Here is a 24289-nt window from a genome sequence, read left to right on the forward strand (position 1 = left end):
GCTCCGGTTGTTGCGCGCTGTCCGTGTTCAAACTGTTTTCGACAATTACGCCTACTAAACCAAACTCTTAACGAGGAAAAGACGTATGTGCGGTATTGTCGGTATCGCCGGTTTTATGCCGGTAAACCAGTCGATTTATGACGCGTTGACGGTGCTTCAGCACCGTGGGCAGGATGCTGCGGGCATCATCACAATTGATGCCAATAACTGTTTCCGTCTGCGTAAAGCAAACGGCATGGTGAGTGATGTATTTGAAGCCCGCCATATGCAGCGTATGCAGGGCAATATGGGTATTGGTCACGTACGTTATCCCACGGCGGGCAGCTCCAGCGCTTCAGAAGCGCAGCCTTTTTACGTTAACTCCCCGTACGGCATTACGCTTGCGCACAACGGCAATCTGACCAACGCGCACGAGCTGCGTAAAAAGCTGTTCGAAGAGAAGCGTCGCCACATTAACACCACCTCTGATTCTGAAATCCTGCTCAATATCTTTGCCAGCGAGCTGGATAACTTCCGCCACTATCCGCTGGAAGCAGACAACATTTTTGCCGCTATTGCCGCTACTAACCGCCAGATCCGCGGTGCGTACGCTTGTGTGGCAATGATCATCGGCCACGGCATGGTTGCGTTTCGCGACCCGAATGGCATCCGTCCGCTGGTGCTGGGCAAACGCGAGATCGGCGATGGCCGCACCGAGTATATGGTCGCCTCTGAAAGCGTGGCGCTGGATACGCTGGGCTTCGAATTCCTGCGTGATATCGCGCCGGGCGAAGCGGTATATATCACTGAAAAAGGCCAGTTGTTCAGCCGTCAGTGCGCGGACAACCCGGTCAGCAACCCGTGCCTGTTCGAATACGTTTACTTTGCACGCCCGGACTCCTTCATCGACAAAATTTCCGTCTATAGCGCGCGTGTCAACATGGGCACCAAGCTTGGCGAAAAAATTGCCCGCGAGTGGGAAGATCTGGACATCGACGTGGTAATTCCGATTCCGGAAACCTCCTGCGATATCGCACTGGAAATCGCCCGTATTCTCGGCAAACCGTACCGCCAGGGGTTTGTGAAAAACCGCTATGTTGGCCGCACCTTTATCATGCCGGGCCAACAGTTGCGCCGTAAGTCTGTGCGCCGCAAACTGAACGCCAACCGTGCCGAATTCCGCGATAAAAACGTGCTGCTGGTGGATGACTCCATCGTGCGCGGCACCACTTCTGAGCAGATTATCGAGATGGCGCGTGAAGCGGGCGCGAAGAAGGTTTATCTCGCTTCTGCCGCCCCGGAAATCCGTTTCCCGAACGTCTACGGTATCGACATGCCAACGGCAAATGAGCTGATTGCACATGGTCGTGAAGTGGACGAAATTCGCCAGATCATCGGCGCTGACGGGCTGATTTTCCAGGATCTTAACGATTTGATTGACGCGGTGCGTGCCGAAAACCCGGATATTCAGCAATTTGAATGCTCGGTATTTAACGGCGTCTACGTCACTAAAGATGTCGATCAGCAATACCTCGATTATCTCGACTCCCTGCGTAATGACGATGCCAAAGCAGTACAGCTTCAGAACGAAGTGGAAAGTTTAGAGATGCATAACGAAGGTTGATCCTTCCGCGCCCCTCGCTCTGAGGGGCGCAATCTGTTGCAACGCCCTCTATAATCAGGCAAAGTTCGTGCGTGCAAAAAAGGGCAACAATCATGAAACGACTCATTGTGGGGATCTCTGGCGCCAGCGGTGCCATCTACGGCGTGCGCTTGCTGCAGGTGCTGCGTGACGTGGCGGAAGTGGAAACCCATCTGGTTATGAGTCAGGCCGCCCGACAGACCCTCTCTCTGGAAACCGACTACTCGCTGCGCGATGTGCAGTCGCTGGCGAACGTGGTGCATGACGCGCGCGATATTGCAGCCAGTATCTCTTCCGGCTCGTTTAAAACCGCAGGCATGGTGATTTTGCCGTGCTCGATCAAAACCCTTTCCGGCATTGTGCACAGTTATACCGACAGCCTGCTGACGCGTGCGGCAGATGTGGTGCTCAAAGAGCGCAGACCCCTGGTGCTGTGCGTGCGTGAAACACCGTTGCACCTTGGGCACCTGCGTTTGATGACGCAAGCGGCGGAACTGGGAGCGGTAATTATGCCGCCGGTTCCGGCGTTTTATCATCGCCCGCAAAGTTTGCAGGAGGTGGTTGATCAGACGGTTAACCGCGTGCTGGATCAGTTCGATATTGAATTACCCCACGACCTTTTTACCCGCTGGCAAGGGAGCGATGTCGCAAAATAGTGCGTCGCTTACCGGCATGCGCTTTTTTGGGGCAATTCTGCAAGCGCGATCATATCCTCAACATTTAATCCTCTTTTCGCTGTGTTAGCACTGCGGTTCGTTCAGCAGAGCTGCTATCTTTCATCATTAAGTAAGTTTGCAACGTTTTATTAACATATTTAACGCGGTGTTTTTTAGCTCCCGGGAAAGTGGCATAAGACGTGCAAGGTAACTGTCAGCAACACACACAACACAACGTAATACAAAATAAAAACAGAACACTTGAGGGTAATGTATGAAGAAGACGGTTCTCGCTCTGTCTTTACTGCTGGGCCTGTCGGCGACGGCCAGCGTTTATGCAGCGCTTCCCCAGACGGTACGCATCGGTACGGATGCGACCTACGCGCCGTTCTCATCGAAAGATGCGAAAGGGAACTTCGTGGGTTTTGATATCGATCTCGGCAATGAAATGTGCAAACGCATTCATGTGAAATGCACCTGGGTGGGCAGCGATTTCGACGCGCTGATCCCGTCGCTGAAAGCGAAGAAAATCGATGCCATTATCTCTTCTCTGTCGATTACCGAAAAACGTCAGCAGGAGATCGCCTTCTCTGACAAGCTCTACGCCGCAGATTCCCGCCTGATCGCCGCTAAAGGCTCGCCGATTCAACCGACGCTGGAGTCGCTGAAAGGCAAGCATGTTGGCGTGCTGCAAGGATCAACGCAGGAAGGTTACGCCAATGACAACTGGCGCAGCAAAGGCATTGATGTGGTGGCTTATCAGAACCAGGATCTGATTTATTCTGACCTCGCCGCAGGTCGTCTGGACGCTGCGTTCCAGGATGAAGTCGCCGCCAGCGAAGGCTTCCTGAAACAGCCCGCCGGGAAAGATTTTGCTTTTGCTGGCCCGTCAGTAAAAGACAAAAAATACTTTGGTGACGGCACCGGTATCGGCTTGCGTAAAGATGATACCGAGCTGAAAGCCGCTTTTGACAAAGCGTTTGCCGAACTGCGCAAAGACGGCACCTACGACAAACTCGCCAAGAAATACTTCGACTTTAACGTCTACGGCGATTAAGACTGGCCGACCCGTTATGCCGGGTCAAAAGGGAAAACTGTGCCATGCCGGGAAATCGGCATGGTGCAGAGATACGGTGAATGCTCCAGAACAGTGCGTCGAATGCTTCGTAATGGTGCATGAGTGCATAGTTAAGCATTCAGAATGCAAATAAAAGCCATTGGACAGCCATAATTTTTTGCCTTAACGGGGCATAAAGTGGCACGATAGCGGCACCGTATTGTGATGAGAATTCCCTTAGGGAAGACAGTCTGTTGAGGATAATGATGAAAAAACTGGTGTTATCTCTTTCTCTGGTGCTCGCTTTCTCCAGCGTTTCCAACGTGTTCGCCGCCATTCCGCAAAAATTACGTATCGGTACCGATCCGACCTATGCACCATTCGAATCGAAGAATGCGCAGGGGGAATTAGTGGGTTTTGATATCGATCTGGCAAAAGAGCTCTGTAAACGCATTAATACGCAATGTGTGTTTATCGAGAACCCACTCGACGCGCTGATCCCGTCTCTGAAAGCGAAAAAAATCGATGCCATTATGTCGTCGCTCTCCATTACGGAAAAACGCCAGCAGGAAATTGATTTTACCGACAAGCTCTACGCGGCAGATTCCCGCCTGGTGGTAGCGAAAGATTCTGATGTTCAGCCGGAGCTGGACAAACTGAAAGGCAAACGCATTGGCGTACTGCAAGGCACCACGCAGGAAACCTACGGCAACGTACATTGGGCACCGAAAGGCGTAGAAATTGTCTCCTATCAGGGGCAGGACAATATTTACTCCGACCTGACCGCAGGCCGTATCGACGCCGCGTTTCAGGATGAAGTGGCCGCCAGCGAAGGTTTCCTGAAAACCCCGCAGGGCAAAGCCTATAAGTTTGGTGGTCCTTCCATTAAAGACGAAAAACTGTTTGGCGTCGGTACCGGTATGGGCGTGCGTAAAGGCGACACCGAATTGCGCGACGCGCTGAATAAAGCCTTTGCAGAGATGCGCGCTGACGGGACTTACGAAAAGCTGGCGAAGAAATACTTTGATTTTGATGTTTACGGTGGTTAACACCACGCGTGATTAACGTGCGGCCCCTCCCGCTGCGGGAGGGGAAGAGACACGGCAACACCACACACGACAGGACTGGCTGCATGCTGTACGGGTTTTCTCAAGTTATTTTACAAGGCGCGCTGGTCACGCTGGAGCTGGCGCTCAGTTCCGTGGTGCTGGCGGTGCTGATTGGCCTTGCGGGCGCGGGCGCGAAGCTCTCGAAAAACCGGCTTCTCGCGCTGATCTTTGAAGGCTACACCACGCTTATTCGCGGTGTACCGGATCTGGTGCTGATGCTGCTTATTTTTTACGGCCTGCAAATTGCGCTCAATGGCATTACTGATGCGCTGGGTATGGAACAGCTGGATATTGATCCGATGGTGGCGGGTATCATCACGCTCGGCTTTATCTACGGCGCCTATTTCACTGAAACCTTCCGCGGTGCTTATATGGCGGTGCCGAAGGGGCACATTGAAGCCGCAACCGCCTTCGGTTTTACCGGTCGTCAGACTTTCCGCCGTATCCTGTTTCCGGCGATGATGCGTTACGCGCTGCCGGGCATTGGCAATAACTGGCAGGTGATCCTCAAAGCCACTGCGCTGGTCTCGTTGCTGGGGCTGGAAGATGTGGTTAAAGCTACTCAGCTCGCCGGGAAAAGCACCTGGGAGCCTTTCTATTTCGCCATTGTCTGCGGCGTCATTTATCTCATTTTTACAACGGCTTCCAATGGCGTACTGCTTCTGCTCGAACGTCGCTACTCGGTGGGTGTGAAGAGGGCTGACCTGTGATCGAGATTATTCAGGAGTACTGGAAATCCCTGCTGTGGAGCGATGGCTATCGCCTGACAGGTGTGGCGATCACGCTGTGGTTGCTGATCTCTTCGGTGGTGATGGGCGGCGTGATGGCGGTGTTTCTGGCTATCGGGCGCGTTTCCAGCAACAAATTTATCTGTTTCCCGATTTGGTTATTCACCTATGTGTTTCGCGGCACGCCGCTGTATGTGCAGTTGCTGGTGTTCTACTCCGGCATGTACACGCTGGAAGTGGTGAAGGGTACCGAACTGCTGAACGCCTTTTTCCGCAGTGGCCTTAACTGTACGGTGCTGGCGCTCACGCTCAACACCTGCGCCTATACAACCGAGATTTTCGCCGGGGCGATCCGCTCTGTGCCGCACGGTGAAATTGAAGCGGCGCGCGCCTACGGTTTCTCCTCGTTCAAAATGTATCGCAGCATTATCCTGCCCTCGGCGTTGCGCATCGCGCTGCCCGCTTACAGCAACGAGGTGATTTTGATGCTGCACTCCACCGCACTGGCATTTACTGCCACCGTGCCGGATCTGTTGAAAATTGCTCGCGATATTAACTCTGCGACCTACCAGCCGTTTACCGCGTTTGGTCTTGCCGCAGTGCTGTATCTGATTATCTCTTATGTGCTGATAAGCCTCTTTCGTAAAGCGGAAAAGCGCTGGCTTCAGCATATGAAACCTTCTTCGACGCACTGAGAACACGATGTCTGAGAATAAATTAAACGTTATCGATCTACACAAGCGCTACGGCGAGCATGAAGTGCTGAAAGGGGTGTCGTTGCAGGCGAACGCTGGTGATGTGATTAGCATCATTGGCTCCTCCGGCTCCGGTAAAAGTACGTTTCTGCGCTGCATTAACTTTCTCGAAAAACCGAGCGAAGGCTCGATTGTGGTTAACGGACAGAATATCAATCTGGTGCGCGACAAAGATGGCCAGTTAAAAGTCGCCGACAAAAACCAACTGCGTCTGCTGCGTACCCGTCTGACGATGGTGTTCCAGCACTTCAATTTGTGGAGCCATATGACGGTATTAGAAAACGTCATGGAAGCGCCCATTCAGGTGCTCGGTCTGAGCAAGCAGGAAGCCCGCGAACGTGCGGTGAAATACCTGGCGAAGGTCGGCATTGATACGATGCAGCAGCAAAAATACCCGGTGCATTTATCCGGTGGTCAGCAGCAGCGCGTCTCCATTGCCCGTGCGCTGGCGATGGAGCCGGAAGTGTTGCTGTTTGATGAGCCCACTTCGGCGCTGGATCCGGAACTGGTGGGCGAAGTGCTGCGCATCATGCAACAGCTGGCGGAAGAGGGGAAAACAATGGTGGTGGTGACCCATGAAATGGGGTTTGCCCGCCATGTTTCCACGCACGTTATCTTCCTGCATCAGGGCAAGATTGAAGAGGAAGGCACACCGGATGAATTATTCGGCAATCCGAAAAGCCCGCGTTTGCAGCAGTTCCTCAAAGGTTCGCTGAAATAAAGTGCCTTAACGGGAAGGTGGCGAGACAGGCCACCATCCCTGCGGGATGCCGTTCGCTGAGATAAAACGATAGTGGGTAAACACGGCGCCCCTGGCGCTGACACGTTTTTCCAGCTGCACCTTCTGTGCGCCGGGCACAACGATGGCATCGCGTGTACACAACTCAATCGGACGCTGAAGCCACTCGTCATAGAAACGTAACCCGGCTTCGCAGTGCTTACTCTTACTTACCGGTGGACCAGGGTGACCAATCGAGAAAGCCACTTCACTGTGCACCATCTCGTTTGCGCTATAGCGCACCCACGCTTCCGGCACATTCCACAACGTCATCTCTGCGAACAAAACAAGGCCCAAAAACGTCAGCAGCCGGGTTTTATTGTGGGTGACTTTTTTCCTGCTACACCATGTCGCTAATAATGCCACCAGCACGGCAATTGCCAGCATCACCCACGTGTCGGGCGCGCCCGCTTGCAGGTAGACTTTATGGCTAAGCCTGCTGGCAAACAGTATCCAGATAATCCATATCGTGAACAGTACCAGATAAAGCCAAAACCGCGTTTTGCCGGATTTCATCCCGTCCGTATCCCTCTCTTTTAACGTGCCTGTCAGCTCAGCGCGTAAGCCTTATTTTTCACGCCGGTAAACCCAGTCGTCATAATACTCGCCATGGAGCAGATACACTTTTTCCAGCACTTGTACGCGGGTAAAACCGCTCTTTTCCAGCACCCGTACGGAACCCTGATTGTCCGCCAGTACCCACGCATTCAGCGCATTCACTTTACCCTGTGAAAAGACGTAATCGCAGAGCGCTTGCAGCGCTTCGGAGGCGATGCCGCGCCCCTGGGCTGCTGGCGCAACCGAATAACCAACATCGGCTTCGTGTGGGTTATGCTGGCTGATACGCAGGCCGATATCGCCAACCGCGCTGTGTTGGTCACGAATGATAAAGGCGTTGCTGTCCCGCAGACGATCGTCAAACAGGGTGCGGATTTGTGCCCTTGAGGCGATTTCGGCCATATAGCGCATCACGCTGTCGTTTGAACGCAGCTGCAGAAAAAAAGGCCAGTCGGATTCCTGAAATGAAGAGAGCGTAAAGCGGGGCGTGTGCAACGTCATGAAATCGCCTTTGCGGTGGTAAGGCGTTTTAGCTTACCACCGCCAGCGACGTACGGATGCCACGAAAATTAGGAGGGAACCACATCCCCCAGCGCCTCTTCCAGATCGTACCAGCGGAAGGCAAAACCGGCGGCTTCGAGGCGTTTTGGCAGCGCGCGTTGGCCGCCAAGCACCAGCACCGCAGATTCACCCATCATCAGGCGCACGGCAAATGCCGGGGCGCGCATGATGGTTGGGCGGTGCAACACATGACCGAGCGTATGCGAGAACTGCTCATTACGAACCGGATAGGGTGAAACCATATTGAACGGCCCGCGCAGATCGTTATCCAGCAGCCAGAGTATGCCGTTAACCATGTCGTCTATATGGATCCACGCCAGATACTGGCGACCATCGCCAATCGGGCCGCCAAGGCCAAGACGAAACAGCGGCAGCAGCTTAGCGAGAATGCCGCCTTTCGGTGCGAGCACCACGCCTGTGCGCAGCAGGCAAACCCGGGTGCGATCGCTTTGCGCTTCACAGGCGATTTGCTCCCAGCGGGCGCACAGCTTATGAGTAAATTCGTTGTGGGGCGGCTCTTCCTCTGTGACCACCACTTCACCGAGATCGCCGTAGTAACCGGAAGCTGAACCGGAAATCAGCACCTGCGGCGGTGTGTCACTGGCGTTGATCAGATCGGCTATCCGCTGGGTTATCTGCCAGCGGCTGTTGCACAGACGCTGTTTTTGCTCCTCGCTCCAGCGCTTATCGGCAATGGGTTCACCGGCCAGATTGATCACCGCATCGACATCATTCAGGTTGCTCAGCTCGTTTAGCCCTTTTAACAGGCTGACGCGCGCATCAAGCAACTGTTGTGCTTTGGCGGGGTTGCGCGTTACCACCGTCACACTGTGTTTTAGCTCCAGCAGGCGGGGGATCAGATGACGACCAATCAGGCCAGTTCCGCCGGTAATCAGTATCTTCATGCTTCCCTCCAGGATGTGTGTGCTTTTCCTCAGCATATGTGACTCAGCAAAACCCGCATGCGATGGCGGGCACATTTTGCATCAAATTTTTCAGCAATGTGAAGAGGTTACCCGCAATGCTTATACTTGTTGCGCCTTCTGAAGCGCTCGCTCAGTCGCCGGGCGAGTACGAATGCGCTCAAACCAGTTAAATACCGCCGGGTAATCCTCCAGATCGACGCGCTGGCGTGCGTGGGCATTGATCCACGGCCAGGCGGCAATATCGGCAATGCTGTAATGCTCGCCTGCCAGCCACGGTACGCGCTCAAGACGCTTATTCAGCACCTGATATAAACGCTGGGTTTCTACCTGGTAGCGCTCAATAGCGTAGGGCACCGGCTGCGGCGCAAAGTGGTTAAAGTGGTGGTTCTGTCCGAGCATTGGCCCCAGCCCGCCAACCTGCCAGAACAGCCATTGCAGCGTAAGATGGCGCTCGCGGAGTTCACCGCTAAGTAATTTTCCCGTTTTTTCCGCCAGATAAAGCAGGATCGCCCCGGATTCGAATATGCTAAGCGGCGCACCGCCGTCGGCGGGCAGATGGTCGACAATGGCGGGAATTTTGTTGTTAGGTGAGATGGTCAGAAAATCGGGGCGAAACTGATCGCCTTTGCTGATATCCACACGGATCAGGCGATATTCCAGCTCCGCCTCTTCCAGAAAAAGCGTTATTTTATGACCGTTTGGTGTGGGCGCAAAATAGAGGTCTATCATCAAAGCTCCCGTTAAGCGGAAAAGAAACGTCTGAGTTTGAGTATAGGTGTTACCTCTGATGCGTGAACTTTCATCAAGTGACAGGGCGCACAGGACGTTATATTTTGAAGAAAAATCCCAACTACTGAACGAGGATGTTATGAGCGAACCGGCTATTACCTTATGGTCTGACGCAGAGTATTTTTCCCCGTATGTGCTGTCGGCCTATGTCGCACTACATGAAAAAGGACTGCCCTTTACCCTGAAAACCGTTGATCTCGATAGTGGTGCGCAACGTGCGCCAGACTGGCCGGGTTTCAGCCTGACGCAACGTGTGCCGGTGCTGGAGATTGAAGGGTTTGAGCTCAGTGAATCCACGGCGATTGATGAATATCTGGAGGAGCGCTTCGCCCCGCCGGAGTGGGAACGTATTTATCCGCTTGATCTGCAAAAACGTGCGCGCGCCCGGCAAATTCAGGCCTGGCTGCGCAGCGATTTGATGCCTATCCGCGAAGAGCGTTCGACAACGGTGGTGTTTGCCGGCGCCAAAAAAGCGCCGCTCAGTGCTGCCGGGCAGGCGAGCGCCGCCAAGCTGTTCGCGATTGCCGGTGAGCTGCTGGCGCACGATAAACCGAATCTGTTTGGCGAATGGTGTATCGCTGATGTTGACCTGGCGTTGATGCTGAATCGGCTTGTGTTGAACGGCGACAACGTCCCGGAGCGGCTGGCGGATTACGCTACCTTCCAGTGGCAACGCTCGTCGGTCCAGCGCTTTGTTGCACTTTCCGCTAAGCGCGCGGGCTGATAAGCCCGACAACTTCCGTTATTATGGGGCGTTTTCTTCCACATGAGGTGCAGTGATGAAACTGATGTTTGCATCGGATATTCATGGGTCGTTGCCCGCGACGGAACGCGTACTGGAACTGTTCGCGCAAAGTGATGCCCGCTGGCTGGTGATCCTTGGCGATGTGCTGAATCACGGCCCGCGCAATGCCTTACCAGAAGGCTATGCGCCAGCACAGGTGGCGGAACGTTTGAACGAACAGGCCAGCCGGATTGTTGCCGTGCGCGGCAACTGCGACAGTGAAGTGGATCAGATGCTACTGACGTTCCCGATTACGGCGCCCTGGCAGCAGGTTTTACTGCCTGAACGCCGCCTGTTTTTGACGTATGGTCATCTCTTTGGCCCGGATGACGAGCCGCCGCTGGCGGCGGGCGATGTGCTGGTCTATGGTCATACGCATATTCCGGTTGCTGAGAAGCGAGGTGATATTTTCCGCTTCAACCCCGGTTCGGTCAGTATCCCAAAAGGCGGGTTCGCGGCCAGCTACGGCATGCTGGAAGAGGACGTATTGCGCGTTATCACACTTAATGATCAGCGGGTTATTGCGCAGATCACGATTAATCCGTAAGTTACCTTTCAACCGAAACGCGCCAACAGAGCGCCCTAAAGAGAAGATTTCCCGATGGTGGAACAGAGTCATTTTGCAGGCATGGAGTGGGTGGATATTGTCAATGAAGACAATGAGGTGATAGCGCAGGCCAGCCGGCAGCAAATGCGGGCGCAATGTCTGCGTCACCGCGCAACCTACATTGTGGTGCATGATGGGATGGGCAAAGTGCTGGTACAGCGTCGCACAGAGATCAAAGATTTTATGCCCGGTATGCTGGATGCCACCGCCGGTGGTGTGGTGCAGGCAGGGGAAAACCTGCTGGATTCCGCGCGCCGCGAAGCGGAAGAGGAGTTAGGTATTGCGGGTGTGCCGTTTGCCGAGCATGGCCAGTTTTACTTTGAAGATGAACACTGTCGGGTCTGGGGCGGGCTGTTCAGTTGCGTTTCCCACGGTCCATTCGCGTTACAGGAAGAAGAGGTCAGCGAAGTATGCTGGATGACGCCGGAAGAGATCACCGCCCGCTGCGACGAGTTCACCCCTGATTCACTGAAAGCGCTGGCGCTGTGGATGACGCGCAATGCCAGCAATGATGTGGAAATAGCGCAGGAAACGGAATAACTAGCAGCTATCTCGCAAGCAAAACGTCGGTGCAATCGGCGTTTTGTTTTCCCAGGTTTCATCATTCAGTCGCGCCAGCAGCGCGCGTCCTGCTTCAATACCAATCTTGCGATGCGGCACGGAAATTGTCGTTAACGGTGGCACACATACCCGGCTGACATCGCTGTCGCCGAAGCCGACAATCGCTAAATCGTCCGGAACCTTAATTCTGCGCCGTTGGCACTCGTAAAGCGCGCCGCAGGCCAGCTCATCCGAGACACACACCAATGCGTCCAGTTCCGGCCACGCCAGCAGAAATTCCGGCAATTGTGCCGCTCCCGTAGAAAAGATGGGCGGTGCGGCGGCATTGATCACCCTGTTTGGTGAAAGATGGTGACGTAGCATCGCTTTATACCAACCCTGCAAATGTTGCTGAAAAATCCACTGCTCCTGGTTGGCACACAATAAGCCGATATTCTGATAACCGCGCTGCACCAGCATTTGCGTCAGTTCGAACATTGCCGCAACGTTATCAATACCGATATTCATATCAATGGGATCGGCGCGCACCGCACCGATTTCGATTACCGGAATAGAGGCGTTTTTCAGCCAGTGGCGTACGGTATCGCTATGTTCGACGCTAAGTAAAATGGCCGCGGCCAGATTGGAGGCGAGCAGCGTTTCCAGCAGCTTCTCCTCCTGCTCCAGCCGGTGCTGTGATTCGGCGAGCATGATTTGATAGCCCGCAGGTTGTAACACCTGCTGCAAACCGGCGAACATTTCCGAGCAGCCGGATTCGGCAAGACTCGGCACCACCATAGCAATCGTCCACGATGAGGCGGAAGCCAGCGCGCTGGCCGCGAGGTTAGGCATGTACCCCAGTTCCTGCACGGCAGCTTCTATTTTCTCGCGCAATTTATCTGAAACCTGCTCCGGGGTACGTAATGCCCTGGAGACGGTCATGGTGCCGACGCCCGCCAGTTGCGCCACATCGGCAAGGGTGACTTTTCCTGTGCTCCGACGTTTTCGGGTAATTGTCATTCCGTTTCCTGAAAGCCCTGATAGCTCAGGCGCTGAGTTATGAGTCATCTCAAGGGAGTATACGCCGGAAATGCCTGCTTTTTCTGCGAATTCCCCTGCGTTTTCATATCTGATAGCGCTATCACATTTTTCGATCATTCCTGTTGGTAGCGCTATCTTTGCGACTATCATCACGGATAAGCGCTGCAGAGTTGCATAAAGTTTGCCCATCTCATCCCGATAAGGAGTGCGAAGTGTTAAACCAATGGCTTAACGACAAAACTATTCAGGTGTTAGAAAGCGTGGAAAACTGGCCGCAAGCGCTGGAGATTTGCGCCAGACCGCTGCTCGCGTCCGGCACCATTACGCCGGAGTATGTGACGGCCATTGTCGCTCAACATCACAAACTGGGACCGTATTATGTGCTGGCACCAGGGCTGGCCATGCCGCATGCCAGGCCGGAGGAAGGGGCAAAAGGCTTAGGCCTGTCATTATTAAAATTGTCTCAAGGAGTGAATTTTGGAGCTGAAGAATCCGATCCGGTTGACACCATTATTATGTTGGCCGCACCGGATAAACACAGCCATATTGAAATGATCGCCGCGCTGGCAGAGTTATTTTCCAGCGATGAAGATATGGCGCAATTACATCGTGAAAACACTCTGGAGGAAATTAAAAACATTATTCATCGTTTCTGATTTTTATTTTATTTCACCAGTGATGAAACATTGCCTGCTATGGGCGATGCGGTTGTACTCTACTCAAAAAAGGTAAACACAATGAAAATAATGGCAATTTGCGGATCCGGCCTGGGCAGTAGTTTTATGGTCGAAATGAATATTAAAAAAGTGCTTAAAAAATTAAATATTGAAGCGGAAGTCGAACATTCCGACCTCTCTTCTGCCACACCAGGTGCCGCCGATGTGTTTGTAATGGCAAAAGATATTGCAGCCAGCGCCAGCGTGCCGGAAAACCAGTTGGTTGTACTTAATAACATTATTGATATCAATGAACTGGAAGCGAAAATCAGCGCTTTCTTCGCCAGCCGTTAACATCAACCGGATGCAGCGCACCACGGTGCGACATGCATAAAGCGAGGTGGATATGTTTATCCTTGAAACGCTAAACTTTGTTGTTGATATTTTGAAAGTCCCGTCAGTATTGGTAGGGTTAATTGCGCTGATTGGCCTGGTTGCGCAGAAAAAATCTTTTTCGGATGTCGTTAAAGGTACGGTGAAAACCATTCTTGGTTTTATCGTACTCGGCGGCGGTGCAACGGTATTAGTTGGGTCGTTAAATCCGTTGGGCGGTATGTTTGAGCACGCTTTTAATATTCAGGGGATTATTCCGAATAACGAAGCGATTGTTTCAATTGCGCTTGAAAAATATGGCGCTTCTACAGCGCTGATCATGGCGTTCGGTATGGTGGCGAATATTATTGTCGCGCGCTTTACGCGGCTGAAATACATTTTCCTTACCGGACATCACACCTTTTATATGGCCTGCATGATTGGGGTGATCCTCACCGTTGCCGGATTTGAAGGTATCGGTTTGGTGTTTACCGGTTCGCTGATTCTCGGCCTGGTGATGGCGTTTTTCCCGGCGATTGCACAGCGTTATATGAAGCGGATCACCGGCAACGACGATATCGCTTTTGGTCATTTTGGTACGCTGGGCTACGTGTTATCCGGCTGGATCGGCAGTAAATGCGGTAAAGGGTCACGTTCAACCGAAGAGATGAACCTGCCGAAAAACCTGAGCTTCCTGCGAGACAGTTCCATCTCTATCTCGCTGACAATGATCATTATTTATATGATCCTCGCCGTATGTGCCGGGCGTGAGTATGTTGAGGGACAACTGAGCGCCGGGCAGAACTTCCTCGTCTACGCGATTATTCAGGCTATTACCTTTGCCGCAGGTGTGTTCATTATCCTGCAAGGCGTTCGCTTGATCCTGGCGGAAATCGTGCCGGCCTTTACCGGTTTTTCTGAAAAACTGGTTCCCAATGCCCGTCCGGCGCTGGATTGCCCGGTGGTTTATCCCTATGCGCCAAACGCAGTGTTGGTTGGCTTCCTGTTCAGTTTTCTCGGCGGGCTGGTGGGGCTGTTCCTGCTCGGTCAGATGAAGCTGGTGCTGATTCTGCCTGGCGTGGTACCGCATTTCTTCACCGGTGCAACGGCGGGCGTGTTTGGTAACGCTACCGGCGGGCGACGGGGCGCGATGATCGGTGCCTTCGCCAACGGTTTACTGATCACCTTCCTGCCGGTGTTGCTGCTGCCTGTACTGGGCGCGCTCGGCTTTGCCAATACCACTTTCTCCGATGCCGACTTTGGCTTTATTGGCATTGTGCTGGGCAACCTGGCGCGTTATCTGTCACCGATGGCCATTACCGGTCTGGTGGTGGCGTTGTTCATTGCCTTAGTGATCTGGAATGTGATGTCAAAAGGCAAGTCGGCTGCTAGCGATGCAGATGAAAAGAACGGAGCGAAGTCATGAGCACAATTGCAGAAGTAACACAATTTGCGCGGGACATTCGTATCGCCACTCTCAAGGCCTTAACGCATCTTGGTTTTGGGCACTATGGCGGCAGCATGTCGGTGGTAGAAACCCTCGCGGTGCTGTATGGCGAGGTCATGCGGATTGACCCGGCCGACCCGGACTGGCCGGAACGCGACTACTTTGTGCTCTCGAAAGGTCACGCCGGCCCGGCGCTGTATAGCACGTTGGCATTGAAAGGCTATTTTCCTCAGGAAGCGCTGATGACGCTCAACGAAAATGGAACCCGTTTGCCAAGCCATCCGGATCGCTTAAAAACGAGGGGCGTAGATGCCACAACCGGATCGCTGGGGCAGGGCATTTCTATCGCGGGGGGAATAGCGCTAGGCCATAAGCTGGCGGGCAGGCCTAATCGCGTGTTTTGCATCGTTGGCGATGGTGAGTTAAATGAAGGGCAGTGCTGGGAAGCATTCCAGTTTATTGCCCATCATCGGCTCAACAATCTGACGGTGTTTGTTGACTGGAACAAGCAACAACTGGATGGCGAGCTGGATGAAATTATCTGCGCCTTCGATCTGCAAGGGAAATTCCGCGCCTTCGGTTTTGATGTCTGTACGGTGAAGGGGGACGACATTGCTGCCCTTCTGGAGGTGGTGAAGCCTGTTCTGCCAGCCGATGCAAGGCCGCGGTTGGTGATCCTCGATAGCATTAAAGGGCAGGGGGTGCCGTACCTCGAAAGTCTCAGTAATTCTCACCACTTACGCCTGACAGATGAGATGAAGCAGGCGCTAAACGACACCATTAAACAACTGGAGGCGGCGCATGATTAAGGTGGCTGAACCCGGCGGCAAAGACAGTATCGAGATGCGCAAAGTCTATGCCGGTTTTATCAGCGAGCAGATCGAGGCAGGCAGCGATATTATCGCCCTGGAAGCCGACTTGATGAGTTCGATGGCGATGGATGGTGTCCATAAAAAGTATCCGCAGCAGGTGATCAATTGCGGCATCATGGAAGCGAACGTGATCGGCACGGCGGCAGGGCTTTCACTGACTGGACGTAAACCGTTTGTGCACACGTTCACCGCTTTTGCCAGCCGACGCTGTTTCGACCAGTTGTTTATGGCGCTCGATTACCAGCGCAACAATGTCAAGGTTATCGCCTCCGATGCGGGTGTTACCGCGTGCCACAACGGCGGGACGCACATGTCATTTGAGGATATGGGGATTGTGCGCGGGCTGGCGCATTCGGTCGTGCTGGAAGTGACAGATGCGGTAATGTTCTCCGATATTTTGCATCAACTGGCGGAGCTGGAAGGTTTTTACTGGGTGCGCACCATTCGCAAACAGGCGCCGACCATCTACCAGCCGGGCTCACGCTTCACCATCGGTAAAGGTAATGTGCTGCGCGAGGGGACAGACATTACGTTAATTGCCAATGGCATTATGGTTGCCGAAGCCCTGACCGCCGCGCAGCAACTGGCGCAAGAAGGTATCAGCGTGGCGGTGATCGATATGTTTACTTTAAAACCTATCGACCGCGAGCTGGTGAGGAACTACGCAGAGAAGACCAGGCGGATTGTTACCTGTGAGAACCACAGCATTCATAACGGGCTGGGCTCAGCCGTGGCCGAAGTGTTAGTGGAAACCTGCCCGGTGCCGATGCGCCGTGTCGGCGTGAAGGAGCGTTATGGCCAGGTAGGGACACAGGATTTTCTGCAACAAGAGTATGGACTCACAGCGAATGACATCGTGGCGGCGGCACGCGAGCTGTTGTAAATAAGCAGGTGTAAATAAAAAAGGCGACCATCAGGTCGCCTTTTTGTTGCCGGTTACAGCAGATTACTGCTGTGAAGCCTGGATCGCGGTCAGTGCGATGGTGTAGACGATATCGTCAACCAGCGCGCCACGGGACAGGTCGTTAACCGGTTTGCGCATACCCTGCAGCATCGGCCCGATGGAGATCAGGTCGGCAGAACGCTGTACCGCTTTGTAGGTGGTGTTACCGGTGTTCAAATCCGGGAAGATGAACACGGTAGCGCGACCTGCAACCGGAGAGTTCGGCGCTTTGGATTTCGCAACGTCAGCCATAACGGCAGCGTCGTACTGCAACGGACCGTCGATCACCAGGTCAGGACGTTTTTCCTGTGCCAGACGCGTTGCTTCGCGCACTTTCTCTACATCGCTACCTGCGCCGGAGTTACCGGTGGAGTAGGAGAGCATTGCCACACGCGGTTCGATACCGAACGCGATAGCGGAATCCGCAGACTGAATCGCGATTTCTGCCAGCTGTTCAGCGGTCGGATCCGGGTTGATGGCGCAGTCACCGTACACATAAACCTGTTCCGGCAGCAGCATAAAGAACACGGAAGAAACCAGTGAGCTGCCCGGTGCGGTTTTGATCAACTGCAGCGGCGGACGGATGGTGTTCGCGGTGGTGTGCACAGCACCGGAAACCAGACCGTCAACTTCGTCCTGTTCCAGCATCAGCGTGCCGAGAACCACGTTGTCTTCCAGCTGTTCGCGGGCGACGGCTTCGGTCATGCCCTTGCTCTTACGCAGCTCAACCAGGCGAGCAACGTAGCTTTCACGTACCACGTCCGGATCGACGATTTCAATCCCGGTGCCCAGCTCAACGCCTTGCGCAGCGGCAACGCGATTGATCTCGTCCGGGTTACCCAGCAGGATACAGGTCGCGATACCACGTTCAGCACAGATAGCGGCAGCTTTCACGGTACGCGGTTCGTCGCCTTCCGGCAGAACAACGCGTTTGCCCGCTTTGCGCGCCAGCTCAGTCAACTGGTAACGGAATGCCGGCGGAGAGAGACGACGGCTGCGTTCGGAAGTTGCGGTCAGAGAATCGATCCACTGGGCATTGATGTAGCCAGCTACGTATTCCTGAACGTTTTCGATACGCTCGTTATCATCAACCGGAACTTCCAGGTTGAAGCTCTGCAGGCTCAGGGAGGTCTGCCAGGTGTTGGTATTCACCATAAATACCGGCAGGCCGGTGGCGAATGCACGTTCACACAGTTTGCGCACGCTGGCGTCCATTTCGTAACCGCCAGTCAGCAGCAGCGCCCCGATTTCCACGCCGTTCATCGCGGCAAGGCAAGCAGCAACCAGCACGTCCGGACGATCTGCGGAGGTCACCAGCAGTGAACCCGGGCGGAAGTGTTCCAGCATGTGCGGAATGCTGCGCGCACAGAAGGTCACGGATTTCACACGGCGGGTTTTGATATCGCCTTCGTTAACAATGGTCGCATTCAGGTGACGGGCCATGTCGATTGCGCGGGTAGCAATCAGATCGAAGCTCCACGGCACAGCGCCCAGCACCGGCAGCGGGCTGGCTTCTTGCAGTTTCGCCGGATCGATATGGATAACTTTTGCTTTGGACGAGTCATCAAAAATTTCTGACAGGTCAGGGCGGGTACGGCCTTGTTCATCAACCGGTGCGTTCAGTTTGTTAACGATAACGCCAGTGATGTTGGTGTTTTTCGTGCCGCCGAAGCTGTTGCGGGTCAGTTCGATACGCTCTTTCAACTGCTCTGGCGTGTCGGTGCCCTGAGACATGACAAACACGATTTCTGCGTTCAGCGTTTTCGCGATTTCAAAGTTCAGCGATTGCGCGAACTGATGTTTACGCGTCGGAACCAGACCTTCAACCAGCACCACTTCAGCGTCTTTGCTGCTTTCGTGGTAGCGGGCGATGATCTCTTCCATCAGCACGTCTTTCTGGTTGCTGGAGAGCAGCGACTCAACGTGGCTCATTTTCAGCGGTTCTGCTGCAGTCAGGCCAGAGTTGGCACGCACGATTGTGGTGGTCTGGTCTGGCGCATCGCCACCGGCGCGCGGCTGAGCGATCGGTTTAAAGACGCTCAGACGAACGCCTTTGCGTTCCATAGCACGGATAACGCCAAGGCTGACGCTGGTCAGGCCGACGCTGGTTCCGGTAGGGATCAGCATAATAATACGGGACACGGTTAATCCTCTTTCGTTACCGTCTTGCGAGACGGGTTACAAAACAGCACCGCCAGCGTGGGCTGGCGGTGTGTGGAATCAGGCAGTCAGACGGCTCGCGTCTTGCGCGATGACCAGCTCTTCGTTTGTCGGGATAACGACAGCCGGGCGGGTGCCTTCTTTGTTGATAAAGCCAGACTTACCAAAACGGGCAGCCAGGTTACGTTCGTGATCAACTTCAAAGCCGAGAACGCCCAGTTTGCCCAGAGACAGCTCACGTACCATGGCGGCGTTTTCACCGATACCACCGGTGAAGACAACCGCGTCCAGACGACCGTCCATCAGCGCAGTGTAAGAGCCGATGTACTTCGCCAGACGGTGACAGTAAACGTCCATTGCGCGTTTCGCGTCTTCTTTATCTTTGTAGTTGTCTTCTACATAACGGCAGTCGCTGGTGACTTCGGTCAGACCCAGCAGACCGGACTCTTTGGTCAGCATTTTGTTGATAGCTTCAACGCTCATGCCCAGAGTGTCATGCAGATGGAAAATAATAGCCGGATCGATATCACCAGAACGGGTACCCATTACCAGGCCTTCCAGCGGGGTCAGACCCATGGACGTGTCAACGCATTTGCCGTTACGGATAGCGGAAACAGAACCACCGTTGCCCAGGTGGCAGGTGATGATGTTCAGTTCTTCAACCGGTTTGTTCAGGACTTTGGCTGCTTCCTGAGTCACATAGAAGTGGCTGGTGCCGTGTGCGCCGTAGCGACGAACGCCGTGCTCTTTGTACAGTTTGTACGGCAGCGCATACAGGTAGGATTCTTCCGGCATGGTGGTATGGAACGCCGTGTCGAAGACAGCCACGTTTTTGTCTTTCAGGTTCGGGAAGGATTTCAGCGCTTCGGCGATACCGATCAGATGAGCCGGGTTGTGCAGCGGTGCGAACGAGGCTGCATCTTTGATGCCCTGAATAACGGATTCGTCGATAACCACAGAGCTGGTGTATTTTTCGCCACCGTGCACGATGCGGTGACCGATTGCGGTCAGCTGTGCAGACAGTTCTGGTTTTTGTGCCAGAATAGTGTTAACGATAAAGTTCAGCGCTTCGCTGTGAGCGGCACCTGCACCTAAAGCCGCTTCTTGTTTACCGCCATCAATTTTCCACTTGATGCGCGCTTCAGGAAGGTGGAAACATTCGGCTAAACCAGAAAGGTACTCGTCACCATTAACTGCATCGATGATTGCGAATTTCAGTGAGGAGCTACCGCAGTTCAGAACCAGTACTAACTTACTCGACATGGAAGTACCTATTTATGATACGTGGCTAAAAAAGGTCAGTGAGTCGCACAGCGTAGCGCAGGTGGACACTGACAATTATGATTAACATCATGCCGGGTTTACTTTCTGGCATGATGAGAAGAATACATAAAATTTTAAGCTATTTTGCGCAAATTTCAGGCAGTGGCATAATGAGCTTAAATTTGACGACTTAAAGATATTCGTCTAATGAACCGGTCAAGGCCGCCACAGGATACCTGATACCAGGTGGGATTGACAAAAAATTTTAACGATGTCATTCACAGTTGTTGTTTTGCACAATTTTTTTAATTTTTATATGTGAAGTTGAGGTAAACCATGTCCACTTCAGAGAATCGACCCGTCACTTTTTTTAGTTTGTTTCGTCGGGGTCAGCACTATGCGAAGACCTGGCCTATGGAAAAACGCCTCGCTCCGATGTTCGTTGAAAACCGCGTGATCCGCGCAATGCGCTATGCCACGCGCTTTATGCCGCCAGTGGCAGTGTTTACTCTCTGCTGGCAAATTGCGCTCGGTGGCCAGCTTGGCCCGGCGGTGGCTACCGCGTTGTTTGCGCTGAGCCTGCCAATGCAGGGGCTTTGGTGGCTGGGTAAGCGTTCCGTAACGCCGCTACCGCCGTCGATTCTGCACTGGTTTTATGAAGTGCGCGGCAAGCTGCAAGAAGCGGGTCAGGCGCTGGCACCTGTAGAGGGTAAGCCTGATTACCAGGCGCTGGCCGACACGCTTAAACGTGCTTTTAAGCAGCTCGATAAAACATTTCTTGATGATTTGTGAGTTTGAGCAAATTTCGTAATCTCTATAAAAGAAGGCATTTTTGCGATGTCTTCTTTTTTATTTTTCATCGTGTTCTACCCAAAACCCCCGGCAAATCAAAAAAGCCGTCTTTTTCAGCAGGTAAACTCAAGACATCTTTTTTAATGCGCCGATGTGCCACAGGAGTCGAAAGATGGAAATGACTAATGCCCAACGTCTGATCTTATCCAACCAGTACAAAATGATGACCATGATGGACCCGGCAAATGCGGAGCGCTATCGCCGTTTGCAAACCATTATTGAGCGTGGATATGGCCTGCAAATGCGTGAGTTGGATCGTGAATTCGGCGAGTTGAAAGAAGAGACCTGTCGCACGGTTATCGACATCATGGAGATGTACCACGCACTGCATGTCTCCTGGACCAACCTGAAAGACACCAGCGCCATTGATGAGCGCCGCGTGACTTTCCTTGGCTTTGACGCCGCAACGGAAGCGCGTTATCTCGGCTATGTGCGTTTTATGGTCAACATCGAAGGCCGTTATACCCATTTCGACGCGGGAACCCATGGCTTTAACGCGCAAACCCCAATGTGGGAAAAATATCAGCGCATGCTGAGCGTGTGGCACTCCTGCCCGCGTCAGTACCACCTGAGCAGTAACGAAATTAATCAGATTATTAACGCCTGAGGAGGTGAGTGTGCAGTGTAAAGGATTTCTGTTTGACCTGGATGGCACCCTGGTGAATTCGCTGCCTGCCGTGGAGCGGGCATGGTGTAACTGGGCTGATCGATTTGGTATCGCGCATGATGAAGTACTGAATTTTATCCATGGCAAACAGGCGATTACCTCGCTGCGGCATTTCTTACCGGGCAAGTCTGAAGCAGAGATTGCGGCTGAGTTTACCTGGCTTGAACAAATTGAAGCGGCAGATACCGATGGCATTACCGCGCTGCCTGGCGCGATTGCGCTGCTTCAGCACTTAGATGAGTCAGCGATTCCGTGGGCTATCGTCACTTCCGGGTCGGTGCCTGTCGCGCACGCGCGACATCGTGCGACCGGGTTGCCGACGCCGAAAGTGTTCGTCACCGCTGAGCAGGTCACTCGCGGCAAACCTGAGCCTGATGCTTATCTCCTCGGCGCTCAGCTGCTGGGGCTGGTACCGCAAGAGTGCGTGGTGGTGGAAGATGCGCCGGCGGGTGTCCTTTCCGGCCTTGCCGCAGGTTGCCATGTGATTGCGGTAAATGTTCCGGCAGATGCGCCCCGGCTTGATGAAGTAGATTTCCGGCTCACCACACTCGACGCGCTCGATGTCGCAAAACGGCCGGACGGCCTGGTGGATGTCACGCTAAAGGCCTGATTCCATGATTTAACCCCACTTTTGTGGGGTTTTTTATGGCACTATTTCTCCACTATCAACTGACAAGGATTCGTTGTGAACGGTGAACTTATCTGGGTACTGTGTCTGCTGGGCATCGCGGTGGTGCTTTTTGCGACGGGCAAAGTGCGTATGGATGCTGTTGCGCTGTTTGTCATTGTTGCCTTCGTTCTCAGTGGAACGCTGACGCTTTCCGAAGCGTTTTCCGGTTTTAGCGACCCGAACGTCGTATTAATTGCCGCACTGTTTATCATCGGCGATGGCCTGGTGCGCACCGGTGTGGCGACGAATATGGGGACGTGGCTGGTCAACATGGCGGGCAGCAGCGAAATCAAAATGCTGGTGCTGTTGATGGTTACCGTTGCCGGGCTTGGCGCGTTTATGAGTTCGACCGGCGTGGTGGCGATCTTCATCCCGGTAGTGCTCAGTGTGTCAATGCGCATGCAGATTTCGCCGTCACGGCTGATGATGCCGCTCAGCTTCGCCGGCCTTATTAGCGGCATGATGACGCTGGTAGCGACGCCGCCAAATCTTGTCGTTAACAGTGAATTGCTACGCGAAGGCTTTAGCGGGTTCAGCTTTTTTAGCGTGACGCCTTTAGGGCTGGTGATCTTGCTGCTTGGCATTATTTATATGCTGTTGATGCGTTTCACGTTGAAAGGGGAGAGTGACGATACCGCGCGTGAAAGCTGGAAACGCCGTAGTTTTCGCGATCTTATTAAGGAGTATCGTCTTGCCGGGCGGGCGCGCCGCCTGGCGATTCGCCCCGGTTCGCCAATGATTGGGCAGCGCCTGGATGATTTACAACTGCGTGAACGCTATGGTGCCAACATTATCGGTGTTGAGCGCTGGCGACATTTCCGGCGTGTCATTGTTAACGTTAATGGGGTGTCCGAATTTCGAGCCCGCGATGTGCTGCTGATTGATATGTCTGCCGCCGAAGTCGATTTGCGCCAGTTTTGCGCTGAACAATTGCTTGAGCCGATGATCCTGCGCGGTGAGTATTTTTCCGACCAGGCGCTGGATGTTGGAATGGCGGAGGTGTCGTTGATCCCCGATTCGGAACTGATTGGTAAAACCGTGCGCGAAATCGGTTTTCGCACCCGCTACGGTCTTAATGTTGTTGGTCTGAAACGCAACGGCGAGGCGCTGGAAGGCGCAGTGACGGATGAAACGTTGCAACTGGGCGATGTTTTTCTGGTGGTCGGCAACTGGAAACTTATCAGCCAGCTTGGTTCGCACGGGCGCGACTTTGTGGTGCTCAACTTACCGGTGGAAGAGAGCGCCGCTTCCCCGGCGCACAGCCAGGCGGCACACGCTATTTTTTGTCTGGTATTGATGATTGCATTGATGCTGACTGATGAAATTCCCAATCCGGTGGCTGCGATCATAGCTTGTATGCTGATGGGCAAATTTCGCTGTATTGATGCAGAAAGTGCGTATAAAGCGATCCACTGGCCGAGCATTATTTTGATTGTCGGCATGATGCCGTTCGCGCTGGCGCTGCAAAAAACCGGCGGTGTGGATTTGGTGGTGAAAGGGTTGATGGATTTGGGCGGCGGCTACGGCCCACATCTGATGCTGATATGTCTGTTCGTGATGTGCGCCACGATTGGGTTATTTATCTCTAACACCGCCACTGCGGTATTGATGGCGCCGATTGCGCTGGCGGCGGCGAAATCGATGGGCGTGTCACCTTATCCGTTTGCCATGGTCGTGGCGATGGCGGCCTCGGCGGCGTTTATGACGCCTGTTTCCTCACCGGTGAATACGCTGGTTTTAGGGCCGGGTAACTATCAGTTCAGTGATTTCGTAAAAATTGGCGTGCCGTTCACGTTACTGGTGATGGTGGTCTGCGCATTATTAATCCCGGTGCTGTTTCCGTTCTGACCTGGCCGGGCTGTTAGCCCGGCATGTTC

General features: G+C 53.6%; 26 protein-coding genes. 19 read left to right on the plus strand and 7 right to left on the minus strand.

Annotated features, from left to right (window positions below; translation table 11 throughout):
* Nucleotides 1–85 precede the first annotated feature (85 nt).
* The 7 genes from purF to hisP all read left to right on the plus strand — a co-directional run bounded on the left by purF (nucleotide 86) and on the right by hisP (nucleotide 6647).
* On the plus strand, nucleotides 86–1603 hold the full coding sequence (purF, locus tag O3S68_RS01270) for an amidophosphoribosyltransferase (protein ID WP_017458622.1): 1518 nt from the start codon (nucleotides 86–88) through the stop codon (nucleotides 1601–1603).
* A 92-nt stretch (nucleotides 1604–1695) separates the two neighbouring features.
* A complete protein-coding gene (locus O3S68_RS01275; RefSeq protein WP_017458621.1) occupies nucleotides 1696–2277 on the plus strand; it encodes a UbiX family flavin prenyltransferase in 582 nt (193 codons plus the stop codon).
* A gap of 274 nt (nucleotides 2278–2551) precedes the next feature.
* Nucleotides 2552–3334 (plus strand): lysine/arginine/ornithine ABC transporter substrate-binding protein ArgT, encoded by a 783-nt coding sequence (argT, locus tag O3S68_RS01280; protein ID WP_017458620.1) that lies wholly within the window; start codon nucleotides 2552–2554, stop codon nucleotides 3332–3334.
* Nucleotides 3335–3600: 266 nt separating this feature from the next.
* The gene (gene hisJ, locus O3S68_RS01285) at nucleotides 3601–4383 is read left to right on the plus strand and encodes a histidine ABC transporter substrate-binding protein HisJ (RefSeq protein ID WP_017458619.1); all 783 of its coding nucleotides are present in this window, start codon (nucleotides 3601–3603) and stop codon (nucleotides 4381–4383) included.
* A gap of 83 nt (nucleotides 4384–4466) precedes the next feature.
* Entirely contained in the window at nucleotides 4467–5153 is a 687-nt protein-coding gene (locus tag O3S68_RS01290) for a histidine ABC transporter permease HisQ (protein WP_097400372.1), read from the plus strand.
* On the plus strand, nucleotides 5150–5866 hold the full coding sequence (locus O3S68_RS01295) for an ABC transporter permease (RefSeq protein ID WP_020454550.1): 717 nt from the start codon (nucleotides 5150–5152) through the stop codon (nucleotides 5864–5866). The genes O3S68_RS01290 and O3S68_RS01295 overlap by 4 nt, the downstream gene beginning before the upstream one ends.
* Before the next feature lie 7 nt (nucleotides 5867–5873).
* The gene (hisP, locus tag O3S68_RS01300) at nucleotides 5874–6647 is read left to right on the plus strand and encodes a histidine ABC transporter ATP-binding protein HisP (protein WP_017458616.1); all 774 of its coding nucleotides are present in this window, start codon (nucleotides 5874–5876) and stop codon (nucleotides 6645–6647) included.
* A gap of 6 nt (nucleotides 6648–6653) precedes the next feature.
* On the opposite strand, the gene O3S68_RS01305 is transcribed toward hisP, so the two are convergent.
* The 4 genes from O3S68_RS01305 to yfcG form a co-directional block, all read right to left on the minus strand.
* Entirely contained in the window at nucleotides 6654–7220 is a 567-nt protein-coding gene (locus O3S68_RS01305) for a hypothetical protein (protein ID WP_020454549.1), read from the minus strand.
* Between the two features lie 51 nt (nucleotides 7221–7271).
* The gene (locus tag O3S68_RS01310; RefSeq protein ID WP_045513033.1) at nucleotides 7272–7763 is read right to left on the minus strand and encodes a GNAT family N-acetyltransferase; all 492 of its coding nucleotides are present in this window, start codon (nucleotides 7761–7763) and stop codon (nucleotides 7272–7274) included.
* Between the two features lie 68 nt (nucleotides 7764–7831).
* A complete protein-coding gene (locus O3S68_RS01315) occupies nucleotides 7832–8728 on the minus strand; it encodes a TIGR01777 family oxidoreductase (protein WP_269230635.1) in 897 nt (298 codons plus the stop codon).
* Nucleotides 8729–8848: 120 nt separating this feature from the next.
* Complete coding sequence (yfcG, locus tag O3S68_RS01320) at nucleotides 8849–9478, minus strand: GSH-dependent disulfide bond oxidoreductase (RefSeq protein ID WP_097407092.1); 630 nt, start codon at nucleotides 9476–9478, stop codon at nucleotides 8849–8851.
* A gap of 139 nt (nucleotides 9479–9617) precedes the next feature.
* Here yfcG and yfcF point away from each other — a divergent pair, with 139 nt between their 5' ends.
* Genes yfcF through yfcD form a run of 3 tightly spaced genes read left to right on the plus strand, consistent with a single transcriptional unit; the run spans nucleotide 9618 to nucleotide 11469 of the window.
* Entirely contained in the window at nucleotides 9618–10262 is a 645-nt protein-coding gene (gene yfcF / locus O3S68_RS01325) for a glutathione transferase (protein ID WP_097407093.1), read from the plus strand.
* 55 nt (nucleotides 10263–10317) lie between these two features.
* Nucleotides 10318–10869, plus strand: a complete 552-nt coding sequence (gene yfcE / locus O3S68_RS01330) for a phosphodiesterase (RefSeq protein WP_269230636.1) — start codon at nucleotides 10318–10320, stop codon at nucleotides 10867–10869.
* Nucleotides 10870–10923: 54 nt separating this feature from the next.
* The gene (yfcD, locus tag O3S68_RS01335; protein ID WP_020454543.1) at nucleotides 10924–11469 is read left to right on the plus strand and encodes an NUDIX hydrolase YfcD; all 546 of its coding nucleotides are present in this window, start codon (nucleotides 10924–10926) and stop codon (nucleotides 11467–11469) included.
* Here yfcD and O3S68_RS01340 read toward each other — a convergent pair whose 3' ends face one another.
* Nucleotides 11470–12489, minus strand: a complete 1020-nt coding sequence (locus O3S68_RS01340; protein ID WP_020454542.1) for a LacI family DNA-binding transcriptional regulator — start codon at nucleotides 12487–12489, stop codon at nucleotides 11470–11472. It lies immediately after the preceding gene.
* 233 nt (nucleotides 12490–12722) lie between these two features.
* Here O3S68_RS01340 and O3S68_RS01345 point away from each other — a divergent pair, with 233 nt between their 5' ends.
* The 5 genes from O3S68_RS01345 (at nucleotide 12723) to O3S68_RS01365 (ending at nucleotide 16740) form a co-directional block, all read left to right on the plus strand.
* A complete protein-coding gene (locus O3S68_RS01345) occupies nucleotides 12723–13166 on the plus strand; it encodes a PTS sugar transporter subunit IIA (RefSeq protein ID WP_269230637.1) in 444 nt (147 codons plus the stop codon).
* A gap of 81 nt (nucleotides 13167–13247) precedes the next feature.
* The gene (locus tag O3S68_RS01350; protein ID WP_020454540.1) at nucleotides 13248–13520 is read left to right on the plus strand and encodes a PTS sugar transporter subunit IIB; all 273 of its coding nucleotides are present in this window, start codon (nucleotides 13248–13250) and stop codon (nucleotides 13518–13520) included.
* A gap of 52 nt (nucleotides 13521–13572) precedes the next feature.
* Nucleotides 13573–14964 (plus strand): PTS ascorbate transporter subunit IIC, encoded by a 1392-nt coding sequence (locus tag O3S68_RS01355; RefSeq protein WP_020454539.1) that lies wholly within the window; start codon nucleotides 13573–13575, stop codon nucleotides 14962–14964.
* Nucleotides 14961–15794 (plus strand): transketolase, encoded by an 834-nt coding sequence (locus O3S68_RS01360; protein ID WP_269230638.1) that lies wholly within the window; start codon nucleotides 14961–14963, stop codon nucleotides 15792–15794. The genes O3S68_RS01355 and O3S68_RS01360 overlap by 4 nt, the downstream gene beginning before the upstream one ends.
* Entirely contained in the window at nucleotides 15787–16740 is a 954-nt protein-coding gene (locus O3S68_RS01365; RefSeq protein ID WP_269230639.1) for a transketolase family protein, read from the plus strand. The genes O3S68_RS01360 and O3S68_RS01365 overlap by 8 nt, the downstream gene beginning before the upstream one ends.
* A 63-nt stretch (nucleotides 16741–16803) precedes the next feature.
* On the opposite strand, the gene pta is transcribed toward O3S68_RS01365, so the two are convergent.
* Nucleotides 16804–18942 carry a phosphate acetyltransferase gene (pta, locus tag O3S68_RS01370; protein ID WP_017458608.1) on the minus strand — a complete coding sequence of 713 codons (2139 nt, stop codon included), beginning with the start codon at nucleotides 18940–18942 and terminating at the stop codon, nucleotides 16804–16806.
* 78 nt (nucleotides 18943–19020) lie between these two features.
* Nucleotides 19021–20223 carry an acetate kinase gene (gene ackA / locus O3S68_RS01375; RefSeq protein WP_020454536.1) on the minus strand — a complete coding sequence of 401 codons (1203 nt, stop codon included), beginning with the start codon at nucleotides 20221–20223 and terminating at the stop codon, nucleotides 19021–19023.
* Nucleotides 20224–20559: 336 nt separating this feature from the next.
* Between ackA and yfbV the strand changes: the two genes are divergently transcribed.
* The 4 genes from yfbV (at nucleotide 20560) to O3S68_RS01395 (ending at nucleotide 24260) form a co-directional block, all read left to right on the plus strand.
* Entirely contained in the window at nucleotides 20560–21015 is a 456-nt protein-coding gene (gene yfbV / locus O3S68_RS01380) for a terminus macrodomain insulation protein YfbV (RefSeq protein WP_044489434.1), read from the plus strand.
* 172 nt (nucleotides 21016–21187) lie between these two features.
* Nucleotides 21188–21682, plus strand: a complete 495-nt coding sequence (locus O3S68_RS01385; protein ID WP_020454534.1) for a YfbU family protein — start codon at nucleotides 21188–21190, stop codon at nucleotides 21680–21682.
* Between the two features lie 10 nt (nucleotides 21683–21692).
* Entirely contained in the window at nucleotides 21693–22352 is a 660-nt protein-coding gene (locus tag O3S68_RS01390) for a sugar phosphatase (RefSeq protein ID WP_160269354.1), read from the plus strand.
* Between the two features lie 75 nt (nucleotides 22353–22427).
* The gene (locus O3S68_RS01395) at nucleotides 22428–24260 is read left to right on the plus strand and encodes an SLC13 family permease (protein ID WP_020454532.1); all 1833 of its coding nucleotides are present in this window, start codon (nucleotides 22428–22430) and stop codon (nucleotides 24258–24260) included.
* Nucleotides 24261–24289: the final 29 nt, after the last annotated feature.

The sequence above is a fragment of the Kosakonia sp. SOY2 genome, assembly GCF_027109175.1.
Classification (GTDB): domain Bacteria; phylum Pseudomonadota; class Gammaproteobacteria; order Enterobacterales; family Enterobacteriaceae; genus Kosakonia.

What these genes read in the sequence shown, in the direction of transcription:
- purF (WP_017458622.1), top strand. Translation starts at nt 86, where the DNA reads ATGTGCGGTATTGTCGGTATCGCCGGTTTTATGCCGGTAAACCAGTCG.
- O3S68_RS01275 (WP_017458621.1), top strand. Translation starts at nt 1,696, where the DNA reads ATGAAACGACTCATTGTGGGGATCTCTGGCGCCAGCGGTGCCATCTAC.
- argT (WP_017458620.1), top strand. Translation starts at nt 2,552, where the DNA reads ATGAAGAAGACGGTTCTCGCTCTGTCTTTACTGCTGGGCCTGTCGGCG.
- hisJ (WP_017458619.1), top strand. Translation starts at nt 3,601, where the DNA reads ATGAAAAAACTGGTGTTATCTCTTTCTCTGGTGCTCGCTTTCTCCAGC.
- O3S68_RS01290 (WP_097400372.1), top strand. Translation starts at nt 4,467, where the DNA reads ATGCTGTACGGGTTTTCTCAAGTTATTTTACAAGGCGCGCTGGTCACG.
- hisP (WP_017458616.1), top strand. Translation starts at nt 5,874, where the DNA reads ATGTCTGAGAATAAATTAAACGTTATCGATCTACACAAGCGCTACGGC.
- O3S68_RS01305 (WP_020454549.1), bottom strand. Translation starts at nt 7,220, where the DNA reads ATGAAATCCGGCAAAACGCGGTTTTGGCTTTATCTGGTACTGTTCACG.
- O3S68_RS01310 (WP_045513033.1), bottom strand. Translation starts at nt 7,763, where the DNA reads ATGACGTTGCACACGCCCCGCTTTACGCTCTCTTCATTTCAGGAATCC.
- O3S68_RS01315 (WP_269230635.1), bottom strand. Translation starts at nt 8,728, where the DNA reads ATGAAGATACTGATTACCGGCGGAACTGGCCTGATTGGTCGTCATCTG.
- yfcG (WP_097407092.1), bottom strand. Translation starts at nt 9,478, where the DNA reads ATGATAGACCTCTATTTTGCGCCCACACCAAACGGTCATAAAATAACG.
- yfcF (WP_097407093.1), top strand. Translation starts at nt 9,618, where the DNA reads ATGAGCGAACCGGCTATTACCTTATGGTCTGACGCAGAGTATTTTTCC.
- yfcE (WP_269230636.1), top strand. Translation starts at nt 10,318, where the DNA reads ATGAAACTGATGTTTGCATCGGATATTCATGGGTCGTTGCCCGCGACG.
- yfcD (WP_020454543.1), top strand. Translation starts at nt 10,924, where the DNA reads ATGGTGGAACAGAGTCATTTTGCAGGCATGGAGTGGGTGGATATTGTC.
- O3S68_RS01340 (WP_020454542.1), bottom strand. Translation starts at nt 12,489, where the DNA reads ATGACAATTACCCGAAAACGTCGGAGCACAGGAAAAGTCACCCTTGCC.
- O3S68_RS01350 (WP_020454540.1), top strand. Translation starts at nt 13,248, where the DNA reads ATGAAAATAATGGCAATTTGCGGATCCGGCCTGGGCAGTAGTTTTATG.
- O3S68_RS01355 (WP_020454539.1), top strand. Translation starts at nt 13,573, where the DNA reads ATGTTTATCCTTGAAACGCTAAACTTTGTTGTTGATATTTTGAAAGTC.
- O3S68_RS01360 (WP_269230638.1), top strand. Translation starts at nt 14,961, where the DNA reads ATGAGCACAATTGCAGAAGTAACACAATTTGCGCGGGACATTCGTATC.
- O3S68_RS01365 (WP_269230639.1), top strand. Translation starts at nt 15,787, where the DNA reads ATGATTAAGGTGGCTGAACCCGGCGGCAAAGACAGTATCGAGATGCGC.
- ackA (WP_020454536.1), bottom strand. Translation starts at nt 20,223, where the DNA reads ATGTCGAGTAAGTTAGTACTGGTTCTGAACTGCGGTAGCTCCTCACTG.
- yfbV (WP_044489434.1), top strand. Translation starts at nt 20,560, where the DNA reads ATGTCCACTTCAGAGAATCGACCCGTCACTTTTTTTAGTTTGTTTCGT.
- O3S68_RS01385 (WP_020454534.1), top strand. Translation starts at nt 21,188, where the DNA reads ATGGAAATGACTAATGCCCAACGTCTGATCTTATCCAACCAGTACAAA.